The following is an 18,658-nucleotide window of genomic DNA, read 5'->3' on the forward strand; positions in this document are numbered from 1 at the left end:
ATCAGCCGATCAAGCCCCGCAGCCCGCTGGCCCGCTGCGTGCGGCGCAAGATCGCGTCGAACAGCACGGCCTGCGTGGGCGAGACCAGCGTGAAAAAGTCGCGCGCGCGCGTGATGCCCGTGTAGACCAGTTCGCGCGCCAGCATGGCGCCGCCTTCCTGCGGCAGCACCAGCACCGTGTGGCGGAATTCCGAGCCCTGCGACTTGTGCACCGTCATGGCGAACGCCGTCTCAACGTGGCGCAAGCGCGTGGCCAGCACGCTGCGCACGTTCTCGCCTTCCAGGAAATACACGCGCAGCGAGCCGGGCCGCGCAGGGTCGCGCAGGGTCAGCCCGATGTCGCCATTGAACACGCCCGTGCCGTAATCGTTGCGCGTGACCATCACGGGACGGCCCACATACCATTCGCTGCGGCGTATCAGCCCTTCCTTTTCCAGCCGCAGCTCGATAGCCGTGTTCAGGCCCGCCACGCCCCATTCGCCCTCGCGCACGGCGCACAGGATGCGGAACGCTTCAAAAGCGTGCAGCACGGCGCGCACCCAGTCGTCGTGCTGCGCATAGCCCTCCTCGCCCGCATTCACCAGTTCCAGGTAGGGCTGGTAGCCGCCCGGCGCATCGCTCCTGCCGCGCAGGGCCAGGCGCAGCACCTCGTCCGGCTGCGCGGTCACGCTCCACGCCAGCTGGCCGCCGCTGTCGCCGGCGAAGCACGCCTTCGCCAGGTCCGGCCTGCCGCCATTCACGGCCAGCGCCAGTTCGCCAATCGGACCGCTGAAACGGTGGCTGTGACGCAGCATCACCGTTTGCTGCGCCAGCGCGCCCGCCGCTCCCGCAAAGGCAGGTGGAATGGCCACGCCGCTGGCCGCCTGCGCATACGCGATGGTGTCGGCCGTATAGCCGCCCGCCTGCGCGTCGTGGCACAAGTCGCCCAGCACGGCGCCCGCTTCCACGGACGCCAGTTGATCCTTGTCGCCCAGCAGGATCAGGATCGCCGTGGACGGCAAGGCGTCGAGCACGGACGCCATCATCTCCAGGTGCACCATCGACGCTTCATCGACGATCAGCACGTCGACCTCGAGCGGATTGCCCGCGTGGTGGGCAAAGGCGCGCGTATCGGGCCGCGCGCCCAGCAAGCTATGCAGGGTGCGCGCCGCGCCCATGCGCCGCGCCAGTTCCAGCAGAGGCAAGGCATCGCCCGCCTTCGCCGCCAAGCCTTCCAGCGCCTTGTCGATCGACTGCTTCAGCCGCGCGGCCGCCTTGCCCGTGGGCGCGGCCAGCGCGATGCGCAGCTGCTCCGGCTGCGGCGAGACGGCAAACAGCAAGGTCAACAAACTGGCTACCGTGTACGTCTTGCCCGTGCCAGGACCGCCCGTGATGATCGCCACCTTGCCGCGCAGAGCGACGGCGCACGCCACCTTTTGCCAGTCCGGGCCACCGTCCCGGGTCGGCTGGTCGAACAGGATGTCGAGCCATTGCCGCACCTGCGCCAGCGGCGGCGTGTTCAAATCCTGCGCGCGCAAGGCGATTTTCTCGCCCACCAGGGTTTCGTCGCGCCAGTAGCGGCGCAGGTACAGGCGGTCGCCATCGAGCACCAGCGGCTGGCGCACGTCGGCGGCGCCCACCAGCCACACCTGCGGCGCGCGGGCCAGCAGCGCGCGCCAGCCTGCGGCGCTGTCGGGCAGCGGGCCGGAAACGGCCAGCACGCCATGCCACAGCTCCTCGCTCCAGCCCAGCAGCTGCGACGGTTCGCCGGCCAGGTCAGCCAGCATCAAACAGCTGTGGCCCCGCCCTTCCAGCTCGGACAGCACCACGCACGCCACGGCCACGGCGGGCGCATCCGGCGCCTGCTCGTCCAGGCTGGCGATGAAGCGGGCAAAGGCGGCGCTCAGGCGGCGCAGATGGCCATCCTCGGCGACGCCGTCGACATGGGCAAACAAAGCGTTCATCTGTGCGTCATGCTGCATGGTGTTCCGTTTCTTCTAACAGTTGATCGAGGCCGTCCAGCAATTCCAGCTGCGGCGCCAGCCAGTAGCAGCCATGCGTATCCGCATTCGCGATGCCGCGCAGGAACAGGAAAATGGCGCCTCCCAGGTGTTCGGCCGGGTCGTACGCGTCGCCGAGGCGGCTTTTCAGCAGCCGGTGCAGGGCCAGCATGTAGATGGCGCCCTGGATATCGTAGCGGTGCTGCGCCATGCCGGCCGCCAGCGCGGCCGTGTGGTATGCGGCGTCGTTGGCGCCCAGCGCATTCGACTTGTAGTCGAGCACCCAGTAGCGGCCATCCCGTTCGATGACCAGGTCGGCAAAGCCTTTCAGCATGCCGTGCAGCTGGCGGCGCGGCAGCACGGGACGCGGCGCGCCGTCGAGCAGCAGGCGCGTGCACAGCTGGTCGAGCGCCCCCGTGGACAGATGCTCGCTGGGGAACCAGAACTCCATCTCGGACAGGGTACTACCCAACTGCGACAGCGACGCATCGAGCAGCGGCAGCGGCGTGAGCGCGATTTCCCTGAGCCAGGCGATGGCGTCTTCCTGGCGGTGTCCCCAGCCCGCCCGCTCGCAGCGCGCGGCCAGGCGCGTATCGAAGTGCGCCTCGTGGACGCTGTCAAAACCTTCACTGCCCATCCATTCGAGCTGCTCGTGCAGGAAATTGCCGGGCACGGAGCCGCGCGGGAAGCGGTGCCATGGCGCGTCGCCCGTCTGCAGTGGCGACACGGCGGGCACGCCCGTGCCATCTTCCAGCAGGGTCTCTTCCAGCGCCCGCTGCGGCACGTGCACGGCTGCCACGGCGCCGATCTGGCGCGTCAGCGATGTAAAGCTGCCCACCGACCAGTCGCGCTCGAATTCACCCGCGAACACGGGAGCGGGGCGCAATTCAGGACGCCGCTCGACCCGGTCCAGCACCGTGCAGGCGTCGGGCTGCGCCAGGGAAGTCACGTAGATGGCGTCGCAGTCGCCCGCCACCTGCTGCCAGCGCAACAGCAATTGCTCCGCCGGCAGCTTGTCGCCGCCCGTCAGCAGGTAGCCAAGCGCCGATTCGTGCAAGGTGTTCTCGCCCGCCTTGCGCGCCGCCTGGGCGGCCACCCCCAGCCACAGGAAGTGGCGCGCGCGCGTCAGCGCCACGTACAGCAGGCGCAAGTCTTCCTCGATGCGCGCTTCCTCGACCGCCGCCATGGCTTCGTCGGACAGCGACAAGTCGAGGCGGCGTTCGCCTTTCTCATCCGCATAGTCGAAGAAACTGCGGTTGCGCTTGTCCACCTTGCGCGCCGTGACGGCAAACGGCAGATACACGAGCGGGTATTCGAGGCCCTTGGATTTGTGCACGGTGATGACTTTCACCAGCTCCGCATCGCTTTCCAGGCGCAGCACGCGCTCGTCGCCGCCCTCGCCTTCGCCGGCGATCTGCTCGGCCAGCCAGCGTATCAGCGCCTGTTCGCCATCGAGCTGGCGGCTGGCCGATTGCAGCAGTTCGGCCAGGTGCAGCAGATTCGTCAGCCGCCGCTCGCCGCCCGTCTGCTGCAGCAGCATGGCGGGCAATTGCAGCTCGTGGATGAAGCGGCGCAGCATGGCCAGCACGCCCTGGCGCTGCCAGATCAGGTGCAAGGCCTTCAACTGCTCGACCCGGCGTTCCCATTCCAGTTCGTCGCTGGACAGGCGCGCCAGTTCGCCCAGCGACAGGCCGATGGTGCGCGTGGCAAACGCGGCGCGCGCCAGTCCCCCGTCGAGGGGATTGGCCAGCGCCGCCAGCCAGCGCAGCACGTCTTGCGCTTCCTCGCTGTCGACGACGGAATCCTTGTCGGACAGGTAGACGCTGGCCACCCGGCGGCGCGCCAGCGCGCGGCGGATGGCCGCCGCTTCCTTGCGGTCGCGCACGAGGATGGCGACGTCGGCCGGCTGCAGGCGCGTAAAACCATCGGGGCCATCGAAACCGGCTTGCGCATCGCCCAGCATGGCGACGATGTGCTCGGCGCAGTGCTGCGCGAAATACTCGCGGTAGCTGTCGCCGCGCAGCCCTTCATCGCTGGCGCAGGCGGCCAGCAGGGCCGGCAGCGGGCCGCCGGCGTTCACCAGGTGCTCGGCGCGGCCCTTGGCGTCGACGGCCTCGAACGGCAGCGGATTTTCATTCCCTTTGCGGTAGCGGAAGGCGCCAAGCGGTACTTCGTCGCGTTCGGCGTGCAGGAACAGCTGGTTGACGGCAGCGACCAGCGGCGCCGTCGAGCGGTAATTGGTGCCCAGCTGGTAGTGGCGTCCCGTCGTCGCGCGGCGCGCCGCCAGGTAGCTCTGGATGTCGGCGCCGCGAAAACCGTAGATCGACTGTTTCGGGTCGCCGATCAGGAACAGGCCCAGGGCCGGGTCGTTGTCGGCAATGCGGTACAGCAGATTGAAAATCTGGTACTGGGCGGGCGCCGTATCCTGGAATTCATCGACCATGGCCAGCGGATACTGGTCGATGATGCGCTGGCGCAGGGCCGTGCCATTCTCGCCGGCCAGCGCGTCGTGCAGGCGCTGCAGCATGTCGGAAAAGCCGAACTGGCGCGACTGGCGTTTTAGCTGATCCATGCGCCGCGCGATGGCCGCCGCCGCATGCAGGTGCAGCTTGTGCGCCAGCGGCGTGAGGCCCGCCAGGGCGATCCCCAGCCCTTCCGTATGTTCGAAGCACTCGGGCACCTGGGCCGTGAAACTCTTGGCAAACGCATCCTCGATGCCGAACGGCGTTAATCTCTCCCACGCCTTGGCCGTGATGGCCGGCTGCAGCAGCAGCGGGTCTTGCGCCCAGCGGCGCAAGCCATCGAACCACTTCGCCAGGTTCTCCGGCTTCATCTTGACGCCGTTAAAACACTTGGGATTGACGGCGCGGTGGTCGTTGATCCAGGCCGCCATCTGGTCGACGCGCTCGACCCAGCCCGCCTTCAGGCTGGCCAGCTGCGCGGCCAGTACCCGCTGTTCGCGCGAGATCAGGGCGGATAGCGGTTCTTCGTCCGCCATGCCCATGATGTCCGCGCGGCGCGCCAGCTCTCGCGCGCCCTTCTTCAGCGCCCCCACGTCGGGCCAGCAGGCCAGCAGCACGTCGAGCGCCTGCGGCGGCAAGGGATAGACTTGCTGGCGCCAGTAATCGTGGGCCGCATCCTCGAACAGGGCTTGCTCGTCGCTGACCAGCTCTTCGTCGAACAGGCTGCCGCTGTCGAACGCGTGCTCGCGCAGCATGCGCTGACACCAGGCGTCGATGGTGAAAATGGCCGCTTCATCCATCGTCTCGGCGGCCAGCATCAACCGGTGCGCGGCCTTTTGCCGTTCGCTTTCGTCCGGATAGGACTCCAGCAAGGCGTCGAGAAACGGGTCGCTGCCGCCGGATCCAATGCCAAATTCGTGGCGAAAATAGGCAGCCGCCTCGATCAGGCGCTCGCGCACGCGGTTCGACAATTCGCGCGTGGCGGCGCGGGTAAATGTCATCACGAGGATGTCGGCCGGCAGCAGGGGACGCGTGAAACGGCTGTCGTCGTCGCCATGCCCCAGCACGAGCCGCACGTACAGCGCGGCGATGGTCCAGGTCTTGCCCGTGCCGGCCGACGCTTCGATCAGGCGCGAGCCGTGCAGCGGGAACGCCAGGGGGTTGAGCAGATGGCTCGTCATTGTTCTTCTCCCGCGCCGTCATCGGGCGCGCTGATCGGGTCGAGGGTGATGTGTTCTTGCAGCCAGTCGGCCAGCGGGCCATACAGCTCCCGCGTGCAGTCCTGCCACGCTTCTTCGGCGGCCAGCGCGGAAAACTCGGGCCACAAGCGCGCCAGGCACAGTTCATCACGCTCGCCCGAGATATCGAAGCCGCCATCGTAGACGGCGCGCGGATCACCCTGCTGTACCAGCGCCAGCCCCGTCTTGCACGCCGTGGGCAGCGGATGGTTCATGCCTTCGCGCCACAGCGCCAGCAAGGTGGCCAGCGCTGCGCGCGAAGCGGCCGGATCGAGCGGCGCCATGCTGACGATGGCGTCGCGCGCCACCAGGTAGCCGGTGACGGAAAAGCCGAGGGCGGCGGCGGCCAGCTGGCGCAGCCACATCAGCATCAGCTTGTCGCCGCGCGCCAGGCCCGCCTTGTCCGTCACCTTCGAGGAAATCTGCATCAGCCAAGCCGTTTCCCGCCCGTTGCTGCACAATTTGTCGAGCCAGTCGTCGATCTGCACTTCGCCAAACGGCAAATTGATGGCGCGCTTGTCAGCCGCGTACGGGAACGAGGCACGCAAGGACAGCCACGCGCTGCGCACGGGCACCAGAGCCTCGACCAATTGCGCCTGCACTTGCTGGCCGATCAAGCCGATGGGCAGCACGCCTTCGCGCGCCAGCTTCGCTGCGCGCGCTTCCAGGCTGACGCGCACATCGTCCGCCGCTTCCAGGGCCCCGCCGTCGTCCAGCATGGTGTCTTCCAGCAGATAGCGCTCGAGCGCATTCAGGCCGAACGGCTCTTCATCCTCGCCCAGCATGGCCGCGGCGGCAAAATACACGCTGAGGCGGCGGCGGAAAAAGTATTTGACGGGCTGGCGCAAAAAGCTGGCCAGCTCGCCCAGCTTCAGGCGCGTGCCGGGATCGAGCTCGTAAGGGCCCAGCGGCAGCACGGCGGCCTGCGCATCCGCATCGGCATGCGCGACGCGCCATTCGCGCGCATAGGTCAGCAAGCCATCGGCCTCGAAATAGCGGCGGCTGAACGGCTGCAGCGCATGCTCGGTGGTCAACGATACCAGGTGCCGGTCCAGCGACCAGCCGGCGGCCAGGTAATCGCGCAGCTGCGATACCAGCACGGACGGCGGCTGCTCGGAATTGTCGCGTACATTGCGCCCCACCCAGCTCACGTACAATTTATCGCGCGCGGCCAGCAAGGCTTCGAGCATCAGATAGCGGTCGTCGTCGCGGCGCGAACGGTCGCCCGGGCGCGCCATGCCGGGCAGCGCCAGCAAGTCGAAATCGGCCTTTTGCGCGCGGCGCGGGAAATCGCCATCGTTCATGCCCAGCAGGCAGACCACGCGGAACGGCACGGCGCGCATCGGCATCAGGGTGCAGAAAGTCACGCCGCCGGAGACGAATTGATGGTTCAGGGTGGGCTCGTCCAGCGCGCCCAGCCACGCCACGCGCAGCACGGACAGCGGCACCGGCTCGACGAAGCCCGCGTGTTCGCAGGTTTCCAGCCAGCCCTGCAAGGCGCCTTCCAGCTGCGCCAGGGTCAAACGATCGCCCTCGTCGTCGGCGTCGAAAAAAGCGGCCAGCAGCGCGCGCGCCTGCACGCCCCACTCGGCTGGCGTGCAGGCGCCGTCCAGCACCGTGCGCCAGTGCAGCAGCGCCTCGACCAATTGCGCCAGCGAGCCCGCCAGCGCCGCATCGAGGCCGCCCACTTCCGCATACGGTTCGATGCCGCCAAAGCTGGCGCCACTGCCGCTGGCATAGCCGAGCAGCATGCGCCGCACGCCGAAGATCCACGCATTCTGTTCCCCGGCCGCACCCAGCCCCAGGCCGGCGCGGTGTTCCTGGTCCAGGCCCCAGCGCACGCCCGCCCCTTCGATCCAGGCGCCCAGCGTGGCCAGGTCGTCCGGCTGCAGGCCGAAACGTGCCGCCAGCGCCGGCACGTCGAGCAAGTCGCGCACCTCGCTCTGGCGGCAGCGCTGCTGCGGCAGCTGCAGCAGCCACTCGAGCGCGACGAGCAGCGGGTTGACGCTGCGGTCCTTCACGTCACCGATCTCGAACGGGATGAAACGCTCGTCATTGCGCCGGTACTGGCCGAAGACGGCGTGGATGGCAGCCGTAAAAGTGTCGATGTCGGGCACCATCACCACCACGTCGCGCGGACGCAGGCCCGTCTGGGCGCTGTGCGCGAACATGGCCAGCAACTGGTCATGCAGCACTTCCACTTCGCGCTGCACGCTGTGCGCCACGTGAAATTCGATCGAACGGTCGGCCGCATCGGGCGGCGTTTGCTCGTGTTCCGCCAGCGGGCGCAGTTCGCGGATGGCCACCTGCACCTGCTGCAGCAGGGTCTCGCCCGTTTCCTCGCCAAACAGGTCGATGCGCAGGCTGTCGTCGCGCCCCTCGGCTTGCGCGTGTTCGTCGAATTCGTCGAGCATGCGGATGAAATCACGCCCTTGCCTGCCCCAGCTGGCCAGCAGCGGATGGCTGTGCGCATGCAACGCTTCGAGCGGGATTTGCGCCAGGTCGGTGCCGTTGCGCTGCCGCTGGCGCTTGTTTTCCGCGCGCAGCAAGTCGCGCCCGTCGATGATGTCGCCCCAGTAGAACTGGCATGGATTCGGCACGGCCAGCACCACCTGCGTGTGGCGCGCCAGCGCGGCCAGCGCCTGCAAGGTCTGGTACGGCAAGGCCGACACGCCGAACAGCACGACGCGGCGCGGCAGCTTGCCGGCAGGCGCATCGCCGGCGGCAATCGCCGCCAGGAAGGCGTCGTGGATGTCGGCGCGGCCCGTGTCGCGCTCGAAAGCCTCGACGTCGGCAGCCACGGCGCGCCACAACTGCGCCTGCCAGCGCTGGTCTTCCTTCAGTGCGATGGTTTCATTGCGCGCCGTGCGCAGCTGGTCGCGCCCCGCCGCCCAGTCGGCCAGCCAGTCGGCGCGGTAGACCTGGTACTGGTCGAACAAGTCGGCCAGGCGTTCGGCCAGCTGCAGCCGGCGCTCGCTGTCGCCATCGGCAAGGAAGTAGCGCAGCGGCGCGAAGACCGGGTCGGCCAGCAAGGACGGCAACAGGCGCATCAAACGCCACGTCAGCGGGGATTTATCGAACGGCGACACGCGCGGGACGCGCTCGCGCCCCAGCATGCCCCGGTAGCTTTCCCACAGCAGGCGCGCCGGCAGCGCGATGCGCGTGGCGGCGCACACCCCCATCTCCTCGGCCAGGGCGATCTTCAGCCATTCGGCGACGCCGTTCGACTGCACCAGGAAGATATCCGTTTCCAGGGGGGCCAGCGGATGCTGGCGCAGCCACTGGAAGACGGCGGCGCGCAGCTGTTCCAGCTGGTTGCCATGCAGGATGAGGAGGCCGGGCGTGACGGGAGTATGCATGCTGATCCGATGGGTTGCCGCGTCTCCGGCCGGGTGGCCGGAGACGTCAAACGCGTATTATCGCCGCTGCCTGCGTCAGGGGGCGTCGCTGGCGGCAAATTCCACGGAAATTTGTTCCGCCACCTGCGCCAGGGCCGGCCCCAGGGCCGTCAGCAGGGCGCGCGCCTGTTGCAGGTCGCCGCCAAGGCGCAAGCCTTCGATCGACGCACACAGGCTGGCAAAGGCATGGGCGCCGACGGCCAGCGCCGACGATTTGCTGCGGTGTCCCAGGTCGGCCAGGCGCCCCAGGTCTTCCAGCGCCATGGCTTGCTCCATTTCGGCGATGCCGTCGCGCGCCGTATCGAGAAACAGCTGGGTGTACTTGCGCATCTTCACGGGGTCATTGCTGAACGTGAGCGCCAGGGTGGCCAGGTCGAGGATGGCCGTATCGCGCAAGTCCGGCGAGGCGGCCGATGGCGACGCTTTCGGCACCGCCACCAGCCTGTCGCCCACGCGCGCATGGCCGATGCCGCCAATCCCGCCACGCAGGCGAAACCATTTCGCCAGCAGGTGGAACAGCAGATTCGGGGCGATCGGCTTGGTCAAAAATTCGTCCATGCCGGCCGCCAGGCAGCGGGCGCGGTCTTCGCTGCCCGCATTGGCCGTCATGGCGATCACCAGCAGGCCGGCAAGCTGCGGGTCGGCGCGGATGCGGCGCGTCGCCTCGAAGCCGTCCATCTCCGGCATCTGCACGTCCATCAGCACGCAGTCGTAGCGCCGGTGGGCCAGCAATTCCAGCGCTTCGCGGCCATTGCAGGCGACGCAGACGGTGGCGCCTGCGTCTTCCAGCAATTCGCAGCCCACCTGCTGGCTGAAGACGTTATCTTCCACCAGCAGGATGGATGCGCCGCGGATGACCCCCAGCACTTCCGGTTCCACTTCGGCGATGCGCTCGTCGCTGGCCTGCGCGCTTTTCTCCAGGCGCGCCGTGAACCAGAACGTGCTGCCCAGGCCAGGCTGGCTGTACACGCCCACCTTGCCGCCCATGAGCTCCACCAGCTGCTTGCTGATCACCAGCCCCAGGCCGCTGCCGCCATACTTGCGCGTGGTCGACGGGTCGGCCTGGTGGAAGGAGCGGAACAGCTGCGCCACCTCTTCCTGATTCATGCCGATGCCGCGGTCCTGCACCTCGAAGCGCAGCATGCCGTGGCTGCCCCGCTCCTCGGACTGGCGCACGCGCACGAAGATGCTGCCATTGTCGGAAAACTTGATGGCGTTGCTGGTCAGGTTCAGCAAGACCTGCTCCAGCCGCAGCGGGTCGCCGCGCCAGCGCTGCGGCAGTTCCGGGGCAATATCGAACTGCAGCGCCAGGCCCTTGACGGCGGCCGCGTCGCCCAGCTGGCTGGCGATGTTCGCCAGCAGGGTATCGAGACGGAAGTCCAGCACTTCGAGTTCCAGCTTGCCCGCTTCGATCTTGGAAAAGTCGAGGATGTCGTTGATCAGGCCCAGCAAATGCTGGCCCGAATGGAAGATCTTCTGCAGATAGTCGCGCTGGCGCGCGTCGGCCACGGATTTCAGCGCCAGGTGCGCCATGCCGATGATGCTGTTCATCGGCGTGCGGATTTCATGGCTCATGTTCGACAGGAAGTCGCTCTTGGCCTGGCTGGCCGCGTCGGCCTGTTCCTTCAGGCGGTGCAGTTCCGTCACGTCGGTGGACAGGCCGATCAGGCCCGTGACGGGGCCGGGCAAGCCCAGCGGCACCTTCACGCTCCACAGGTGATGCACCTGGCCCTGCGCATCGACAAAGCGCTCCTCGCCGACGAACTTGGCGCCGCTGTCGAACACCTGGCGCTCCGTGCGCTGCACGGACGCCGCCGCATCGCCAAGCATCAATTCGCCATCCTGGCGGCCGATCAACTGCTCCACCGAGCGGCCCAGTATCTTCGCCGTGCGCGCATTCACGTAGCGGTAGCGCAGGTCGGCATCCTTCATGTAGACGTAGGCGTCGACGCTGTCGAGCACCGTATCGAGCAGGGTGCGTTGCGCCACCGCGTTGCGGCGCGAACGGTACAGGGTAAAGATGTAGCCATAAATGAGCAGGGTGCCGGCCACGCCGACGGCCAGCGCCAGCCACGGGAAATAGCGGTCGAAGGGGCTGTACAGCTCTGCCTTGCGCACGCGGAAATGGGCTTTCCACAGGCCGCCCTGGTACGCCACGGGCAGCACCTGGTCGAAATAGTCGGCATCGCTGCCCGGTTGCGGCGGCGTCGCCGCCAGGTCGCCGTCATCGTTGAACAGCAGGCGGTCCTGCGGCGTGATGCGCAGGGCGCCATCGGCGGGCGTCGCGTCGGCAGCGCTGTACAGGGTCAGGTGCAGCGGCTCCAGGGCGCTGCGTTCGAGCGCGCTGTGCACCAGCTGCGCCACGCCAAAGCCGATGCCGACGGAACCCTGATAGGCGGCGCGGCGCTCGGCCACGCTGCCTTGCGGCATGCCGTTGCGGTACACGGGCAGGCGCATGCCCAGGCCCACGTGCGCGGGCGGCCCCTTGATCATGATCACCTGGCCAGACGCGCTGACTTCGCCGCTGTCGCGCGCCTGCGCCAGGGACTGCGCCACCAGCGGGTTGGCGCCGATATCGACGCCCATGCGTTCGGCCAGCAGGGAATCGGGTTCCAGATAGGTGAGCACCGCGTATTCCGGCCGCTCCCCCGCGGGACGGATGGTGAAGGCGGGATAGCCGCGCGGCGCCAGGCTGGTGTCGCGGCGCACGGCCTCGATGAAGGCCGCGCGCTGCGCCGACGGGACGGCCACCGCGTAGTTGACCGATTCGATGGCCGGGAACTGGCGCGCGATATCGAGGCCGGCCACGTAATCGTGAAACTGCCGGCGCGTCAGCTGCTCGCTCGTGCGAAACAGGGCTTCGAGGCCGCGCAGCAGGTCGGAATAGCTTTTTACGCGCGTGATCAGGCTATGCTGGGCGCCATGCGTGAGGTTGTCGAAACGCTGTTCGGCATCGTCATCGACCGTGCGCGCCGCGCCCGCATACAGGGCGCCGCCCACCGCCAACGCCAGCAGCAAGCCCCCCGCCCATATCCTGATGCCTGATCCCGCCCCGCGCTTGCTCAAAGTGTGCATTGTCGATCGCTTATTCCGGTTTCCTTGAATGTGCGGCGCCCCGGCCGCCCAGCAAGTACGAGGATACTATCAAAGCCCCTGCGCGACGCACCTGTACATGAAAAAAAGCGCGTTCGATGGTTGCCCTGGAAAACACCTGGCGCCTAGGCACCCCGCAGCGCCCCGGCCAGGAAGTCGCAAAAGGCGCGCACTTTTTCCTGCACGTGGCGTCCGTCGGGCGTCAAGGCATACACGCCGCGCCTGGCCATGCCGTGCGACGGCAGCACGCGCACCAGGGCGCCGCTGGCCAGCAGCGGCGCGGCGACAAACGACGGCAGCGCGCCCACGCCGATGCCCGCCGCCAGCATGTCGGCCAGCAGCAGGCTGCTGTCGGCGGAAAAGCGCACGGGCAGGACGATGCTGCTGTTCCCTTCCGGGCCGTCCAGCTGCCAGACGCCGGGGCTGTCCGCCAGCCGGTAAGCCAGGCAATCGTGGCCGTGCAGGTCCTGCGCCAGCCGGGGCGTGCCGCGCCGCGCCAGATAGGCGGGCGATGCGCAAATCATTTGCTCGACGTCGCCCAGGCGGCGCGCCACCAGGGAGGAATCGGCCAGTGCGGCGCGGATGCGCAGCGACACGTCATAGCCCTCGCCCACCACGTCGCGCAGGCGGTCGTCCAGGGTCATCTCGATTCTCACTTCCGGATGGCGCGCCATGAACACCGGCAGCAGCGGCGACAGCACCTTCAAGCCAAACGACAGCGGCGCATTCACGCGCAAGCGCCCCGCCACCTTGCCGGTGCAGCCGCGCGTGGCCAGTTCCAGCGCGTCGATTTCATCGAGCAGGCGGCAGCATTCCAGATAGTAGGCGCGCCCGCCGTCCGACAAACTCATGCGCCGCGTCGTGCGCACCAGCAGCACCGTGCCCAGATGCGCCTCCAACTGGCGCACCTGCTTGCTGATGGCGGCTGCCGACTGGTTCAGGTCCAGCGCCGCCTTGCTGAAGCTGTCGCGCTCGACCACCTTGCGAAACACGCGCATGTGCGCCAGGACATCCATGATTCTTTCCTTGCAGTTGAATATCTTATTATTTTATCGCTGATTATCATTGGAATTGAAAATAATATGATGGCGGCTTCTTCATTCATGTCACGCAAGGAGTACCCCATGTTCAAACCATCCGCCACCCTGGCCACCCTGCTGCTGGCGCTGCTGGCCGGCGCAGTGCAAGCCGCCCCGGCCACCGCCCTGCCCGAAGTGGGCATCAGCCCCTGGGGCCCGAAAGACGAGATCGGCCGCCTGAACCTGATGACGGCCGCCTCGCGCGCCGCCATCCTGGCCCGCATCGACGGCGGCAAGAGCTACGACCTGGCCGTCGATTTCTACATCGGCATGCCCAGCTGGCAGGCGGCAGGCGACCCGCCCTACCAGATGTGGATGACGCACACGCCGAAGGGCAACGTGGTGGCCGACTCGATGAACGTGGGCGAACAGATGAACCGCCACGTCAGTTACACGGGCTCGGCCGTGTCCATGTATGCGCACATGGGCACGCATATCGACGCGCTCAACCACTTCGGCTTGAACGGCAAGATCTGGAACGGTTTTACGGAAGAGCAATACCTGGGCGACCGGGGCTGGACCGTGACGGGCGCGGAAAAACTGCCGCCCATCGTCGCGCGCGGCGTGCTGATCGACGTGGCCGTGGCCAAGGGATTACAGCAGCTGCCCGACAATTACCGCGTGACGCGGCAGGATTTGCGCGCGGCGCTGGCGCAACAGAAGGTGACGCTGGAAAAAGGCGACGTGGTGCTGATACGCACGGGCCGCATGCAGCACTATGAGCAGGCGCAAGCCTACATGGCGAACCCGCCCGGTCTGTCGCTGGACGCGGCGAAATTCCTCGTGGAAGATGGCGGCGCCATGGTGGTGGGCGCGGACAACCTCAGTTTCGAGGCGTTTCCCTCCGAAGTGGCCGGCAATTACCTGCCCGTGCACACGTATCTGCTGGCGCAGCAGGGCACGCCCATCCTGGAACTGGTCGACCTGGAAGGCTTGTCGCGCGACAAGGTCTACCAGTTCGCCTTCATCGGCGCCTCGCTGAAATTCCGCGGCGGCGACGCGGCGCCCATCCGCCCCGTGGCCCTGCCGATCCGCTAAGTCACACGACCGCGGCCAGCAAGGCGCCATGGTCACCCCAGGCATCGGCGCAGCGCACCACCTCGCCCACGACGATGATGCTGGGGCTGCCCAGGCCGCTGGCCAGCAAATCGTCCGGCAAGCGCTGCAAGGTGCTCAACAGTTGGCGTTGCGCCGGCAAGCTGGCCGATTGCACCACGGCCACGGCCGTGCCGGGCGCCATGCCGCCAGCCAGCAAGCCGGCCTGGATGGCCGCCACCCTGGCCACGCCCATGTAGATGACGAGCGTCAGGCCGCTTTGCGCCAGCGCAAGCCAGTTCGGTTCGGACGCGCTATCCTTGCCATGGCCCGTGACAAAAATGGCGCCCTGGCTCCAGCCGCGGTGCGTCAGCGGCACGCCGATGCTGGACGGCGCGGCCAGGCCGCTGCTGATGCCAGGGATCACCTCGACGGCCACGCCGTGGCTGCGCAGGTAGGCGCGCTCTTCGCCGCCGCGCCCGAACAGATAGGGGTCGCCCCCTTTCAGCCGTACCACGTGCAGGCCGGCGCGGGCTTCGGCCAGCATCAGGCGCTCGATGAAGGCTTGCGGCGTGGAAGCACAGCCGCCCCGCTTGCCCACCTCGACCACGCGCACGCCGGGCGCCGCATGCGCGAGGATGGCCGGATTGACGAGGTCGTCGATCAGCACCACGTCGGCCCGCGCGATGGCCTTCACGGCCTTGATGGTCAGCAAGTCCGGATCGCCGGGACCGGCGCCGACCAGGGTCACGCTTCCAAGTTGCGCCATGATGAACTCTCCAATCAGAAAAAATGGCCGATGGCAAACGATGCCGCGTACGCTTCCGGCGCGCTGCCGTCCCACACGACGCCGTCGCACAGGGTCGAGCTGCGCAGCGGTGACGACGGCAAGGGCGTGGCAGTCATTTCCGCCGCCTGACGGTACAGGTCGATGCGGTTGACTTGCCTAGCCACCGCCAGGTAATCGGGTTCGTCGCGCAGCAAGCCCCAGCGCCGGTGCTGGGTCATGAACCACATGCCATCCGACAGGTAGGGGAAATTGACGGCGCCGGCGCCGTAAAACTTCAAACCGTGCGCCTCATCCCACGTCTTGCCCAGGCCATCCTGATAATGACCGAGGATGCGCGGCGCCAGCGTTTCCTGCGGCGTATTCAGATAAGCAGGCTCGGCCAGGGTGGCCGCCATGGCCAGCCGGTTGGCATCGCTGGCGTCTATCCAGCGCCCCGCCTCAAGCACGGCGGCGATCAGGGCGCGGCAGCTGTTCGGATGCTGGTGGGCAAATGCGGCGCTGGTGCCCAGCACCTTGCCCGGATGGTCGGGCCAGATGGCGCCGCTGGTGGTGGCCGTCACGCCCACGCCATCGACGATGGCCTTGTAACCCCATGGTTCGCCCGCGCAAAAACCATCCATCTGCCCCGCGCGCAAGGCGGCCACCATCTGCGACGGCGGCACCGTCATCACGCGCGCGTCGCGCAGCGGATCGATGCCCTGCGCGGCCAGCCAGTATTGCAACAGCATCGCGTGGTTGCCGGTCGGGAAAGTATGCGCAAACGCAAAGGGCCGCGCCGCGGCGCGCAGGTGCCGCGCCAGTGTGGGGCCATCGTGGGCGCCCTCGCGCGCCAGCGCCGCCGACAGGGTGACGGCCTGGCCGCTGTGATTGAGATTCATCAATACGGCCATGTCGTGCCGCTGCCCGCCAATGCCCATCTGCACGCCATACACGAGACCGTACAACACGTGGGCAGCGTCGAGTTCGCCGCTATTCAATTTGTCGCGCACGCCGGCCCACGACATCTCCCGGCTCAGTTCGATCTTGATGCCATATTTTTCATCCAGGCCCAGCTTTGAAGCCATCACCAGCGAGGCGCAATCGGTCAGCGGCAGGTAGCCGATGCGTATCGTCTGTTTTTCCGGCTGCAGTGGGCGCGTCGGGTGGGCATTGGCGCCCGCTTGCTGTGTCATACCATTCCTTGCTGATAAATACTGTTTTGCCGTGCCGACATGGGCAAGGTCATGCCCATCCAGCAGCAAGGACCGTGCCTGTGCATGCCCTGTCCCAGGCAGCTGGAAGCGCACCGGAATGGTGCACTGCACCAACATATGCCAGGAAATGGACGATTCATCCCAGCAAGTCCTCCACGTCGAGGATGCGCTGGGCAATGTCGGCCAGCTTGAGTTTCTTGTTCATGGCCATGCTGCGCAAGCGCTGGTAAGCCTGGTCTTCCGTCAAGCCGTGATGCGTCATCAACAGGCCCTTGGCCCGTTCGATCACCTTGCGCTCAAACAACTTGTGCCGCGTGTCGAGCAATTCGGCGCGCAATTTTTCCTCCTGGCGAAAGCGCGCCAGCGCCACGTTCAGCACGGGCAAGATGCGCTCGGCATGCAAGCCGGCCACGATATAGGCGGACACGCCGGCCGCCATGGCCGCATCGATGCTGGCCGTGGCGCCGTCTTCCGTAAACAGCACGATGGGACGGCGCTCGTCGCGCGTGGCGATGACGATGTGCTCGAGCACGTCGCGCGCATCCGATTCGGCGTCGATGATGATGAGGTCAGGCTGCAGTTGCGCGATGCGCTCGGGGAGGTAAAGGTCGGCTGGCAGGGAGGCGACGATGTCGAAGCCAGATTCCAGCAAGCCGATGCGCAGGGCATTGCCGCGCTGCACCTGGGCAGCCAGGGCCGCATTCTCGTGCACGCCGTGCTCGACAATGGTGTTGACGACAACGATGCGCAAAGGCTGGGTACGGCTGGACGTCATGGGAGCGATCTGCAATGGCTAAACAATTAACCATTGCAGTAAGCAAGAAGCGAACCAGCCGGTTTTACAGCGGATTTTACTTCAAGGTCGGCATGGCGAATTCCGCCCCGGCCGCCGTCGAGGCCGGCCAGCGCTGCGTGACAGCCTTCTGTTTCGTGTAGAAACGCACCGATTCCGGGCCATGCGCGTGGTGGTCGCCGAACAGGCTGCGCTTCCAGCCGCCGAAGCTGTGGAAGGCCATCGGCACGGGGATCGGCACGTTGACGCCTACCATCCCGACTTGCACCCGGTGCGTGTACTCGCGCGCCGTATTGCCGTCGCGCGTATAAATGGCCGTGCCGTTGCCGTACTCGTGCGCGTTGACGAGGTCCAGCGCGGTGGCGAAATCGGGCACGCGCACGATGCACAGCACGGGACCGAAGATTTCCTCTTTATAGATCGTCATGTCCGGCGTCACATGGTCGAACAGGCTGCCGCCGAGGAAAAAGCCCTTTTCGTGGCCCGGCAAGACGAAGCCGCGCCCGTCGGCCACCAGCTTGGCGCCTTCCTTGACACCCTTCGCGATGTAGCCGGCAATTTTGTCCTTGTGCACTTGCGTCACCACCGGGCCCATTTCCGCCTGTAAATCCATGCCTTGCGTGATTTTCAGGGCCGCGATGCGCGGCACCAGCGCCTCGACCAGTTGGTCGGCCACATTGCCCACCGCCACGACGACGGAAATGGCCATGCAGCGCTCGCCCGCCGAACCGAACGCGGCCCCCATCAGGGCGTCGACCGTCTGCGGAATGTCCGCGTCCGGCATGACGACCATGTGGTTTTTCGCGCCGCCCAAGGCTTGCACGCGCTTGCCCTGGGCGCAACCAGTGGCATAGATATACTCGGCAATCGGCGTGGAACCGACGAAACTGACGGCGCGCACGTCCGGGTGGTGCAGCAAGCCATCCACGGCTTCTTTATCTCCCTGCACCACGTTGAAGACGCCGTCCGGCAAGCCCGCGTCCGTCAACAGCTGCGCCAGCAGCAGGCTGGCCGACGGGTCGCGCTCGGACGGTTTCAAGACGAAGGTATTGCCGCAGGCGATCGCCATCGGGAACATCCACATCGGCACCATCACGGGGAAATTGAACGGCGTGATGCCGACGCACACGCCCAATGCCTGGCGGATCGACCAGGCGTCGATGCCGCCGGCCACTTGCTCCGAATATTCTCCCTTCATCATTTGCGGGATGCCGCAGGCAAATTCCACCACTTCGATGCCGCGCGTCACTTCCCCTTTTGCATCCGTGAACACCTTGCCATGTTCGGCCGTGATCAGGGCCGCCAATTGATCCGCATGTTCTTCCAGCAACTCCTTGAACTTGAACATGACGCGGGCGCGGCGCAGGGGCGACGTTTGCGACCAGGCGGGAAAGGCCGCGTGAGCGGCAGCCACGGCCGCGTTCAGCTCGGAAGGCGTCGCCAGCGATACTTTCGCCGTGACGGCGCCCGTGGCGGGATTAAACACGTCGCTGGTGCGCTCGGAGCGCGAGGCCATGGGGTTGCCACCAATAAAGTGGCCAATCATCGGGGTAGTCATTGTCTTGTCCTTATTATTTCGTCATCAGCCAGTCATGGGCC

The 18,658-nt window shown here is 66.9% G+C and carries 10 protein-coding genes; 1 reads left to right on the top strand and 9 read right to left on the bottom strand.

What is annotated here, in order from left to right:
- Position 1 precedes the first annotated feature (1 nt).
- The 5 genes from recD to NCG91_RS07335 form a co-directional block, all read right to left on the bottom strand.
- Positions 2–1,942, bottom strand: a complete 1,941-nt coding sequence (gene recD, locus NCG91_RS07315; RefSeq protein ID WP_251349188.1) for an exodeoxyribonuclease V subunit alpha — start codon at positions 1,940–1,942, stop codon at positions 2–4.
- 7 nt (positions 1,943–1,949) lie between these two features.
- The gene (gene recB, locus NCG91_RS07320) at positions 1,950–5,621 is read right to left on the bottom strand and encodes an exodeoxyribonuclease V subunit beta (protein WP_251349189.1); all 3,672 of its coding nucleotides are present in this window, start codon (positions 5,619–5,621) and stop codon (positions 1,950–1,952) included.
- Entirely contained in the window at positions 5,618–9,037 is a 3,420-nt protein-coding gene (gene recC, locus NCG91_RS07325) for an exodeoxyribonuclease V subunit gamma (protein ID WP_251349190.1), read from the bottom strand. Before recC ends, recB begins: the two co-directional genes overlap by 4 nt.
- Before the next feature lie 75 nt (positions 9,038–9,112).
- Positions 9,113–12,151, bottom strand: coding sequence for a CHASE domain-containing protein (locus tag NCG91_RS07330; RefSeq protein WP_251349191.1), 3,039 nt, complete (start codon positions 12,149–12,151; stop codon positions 9,113–9,115).
- Positions 12,152–12,294: 143 nt separating this feature from the next.
- Complete coding sequence (locus NCG91_RS07335; RefSeq protein ID WP_251349192.1) at positions 12,295–13,185, bottom strand: LysR family transcriptional regulator; 891 nt, start codon at positions 13,183–13,185, stop codon at positions 12,295–12,297.
- 108 nt (positions 13,186–13,293) lie between these two features.
- On the opposite strand from NCG91_RS07335, the gene NCG91_RS07340 reads away from it, so the two are divergent.
- Positions 13,294–14,286 carry a cyclase family protein gene (locus tag NCG91_RS07340; RefSeq protein ID WP_251349193.1) on the top strand — a complete coding sequence of 331 codons (993 nt, stop codon included), beginning with the start codon at positions 13,294–13,296 and terminating at the stop codon, positions 14,284–14,286.
- Position 14,287: 1 nt separating this feature from the next.
- Here NCG91_RS07340 and cobA read toward each other — a convergent pair whose 3' ends face one another.
- From cobA to NCG91_RS07360, 4 genes are all read right to left on the bottom strand, one after another.
- A complete protein-coding gene (cobA, locus tag NCG91_RS07345; protein WP_251349194.1) occupies positions 14,288–15,052 on the bottom strand; it encodes a uroporphyrinogen-III C-methyltransferase in 765 nt (254 codons plus the stop codon).
- A gap of 14 nt (positions 15,053–15,066) precedes the next feature.
- Positions 15,067–16,245 (bottom strand): CmpA/NrtA family ABC transporter substrate-binding protein, encoded by a 1,179-nt coding sequence (locus NCG91_RS07350; protein ID WP_251349195.1) that lies wholly within the window; start codon positions 16,243–16,245, stop codon positions 15,067–15,069.
- Between the two features lie 157 nt (positions 16,246–16,402).
- A complete protein-coding gene (locus NCG91_RS07355) occupies positions 16,403–17,041 on the bottom strand; it encodes an ANTAR domain-containing response regulator (RefSeq protein ID WP_099664422.1) in 639 nt (212 codons plus the stop codon).
- Between the two features lie 76 nt (positions 17,042–17,117).
- On the bottom strand, positions 17,118–18,617 hold the full coding sequence (locus NCG91_RS07360) for a CoA-acylating methylmalonate-semialdehyde dehydrogenase (protein ID WP_285817024.1): 1,500 nt from the start codon (positions 18,615–18,617) through the stop codon (positions 17,118–17,120).
- Between the last annotated feature and the right edge of the window lie 41 nt (positions 18,618–18,658).

Origin of the sequence: Janthinobacterium kumbetense, assembly GCF_023703445.1 — a bacterium.
Classification (GTDB): domain Bacteria; phylum Pseudomonadota; class Gammaproteobacteria; order Burkholderiales; family Burkholderiaceae_D; genus Janthinobacterium; species Janthinobacterium kumbetense.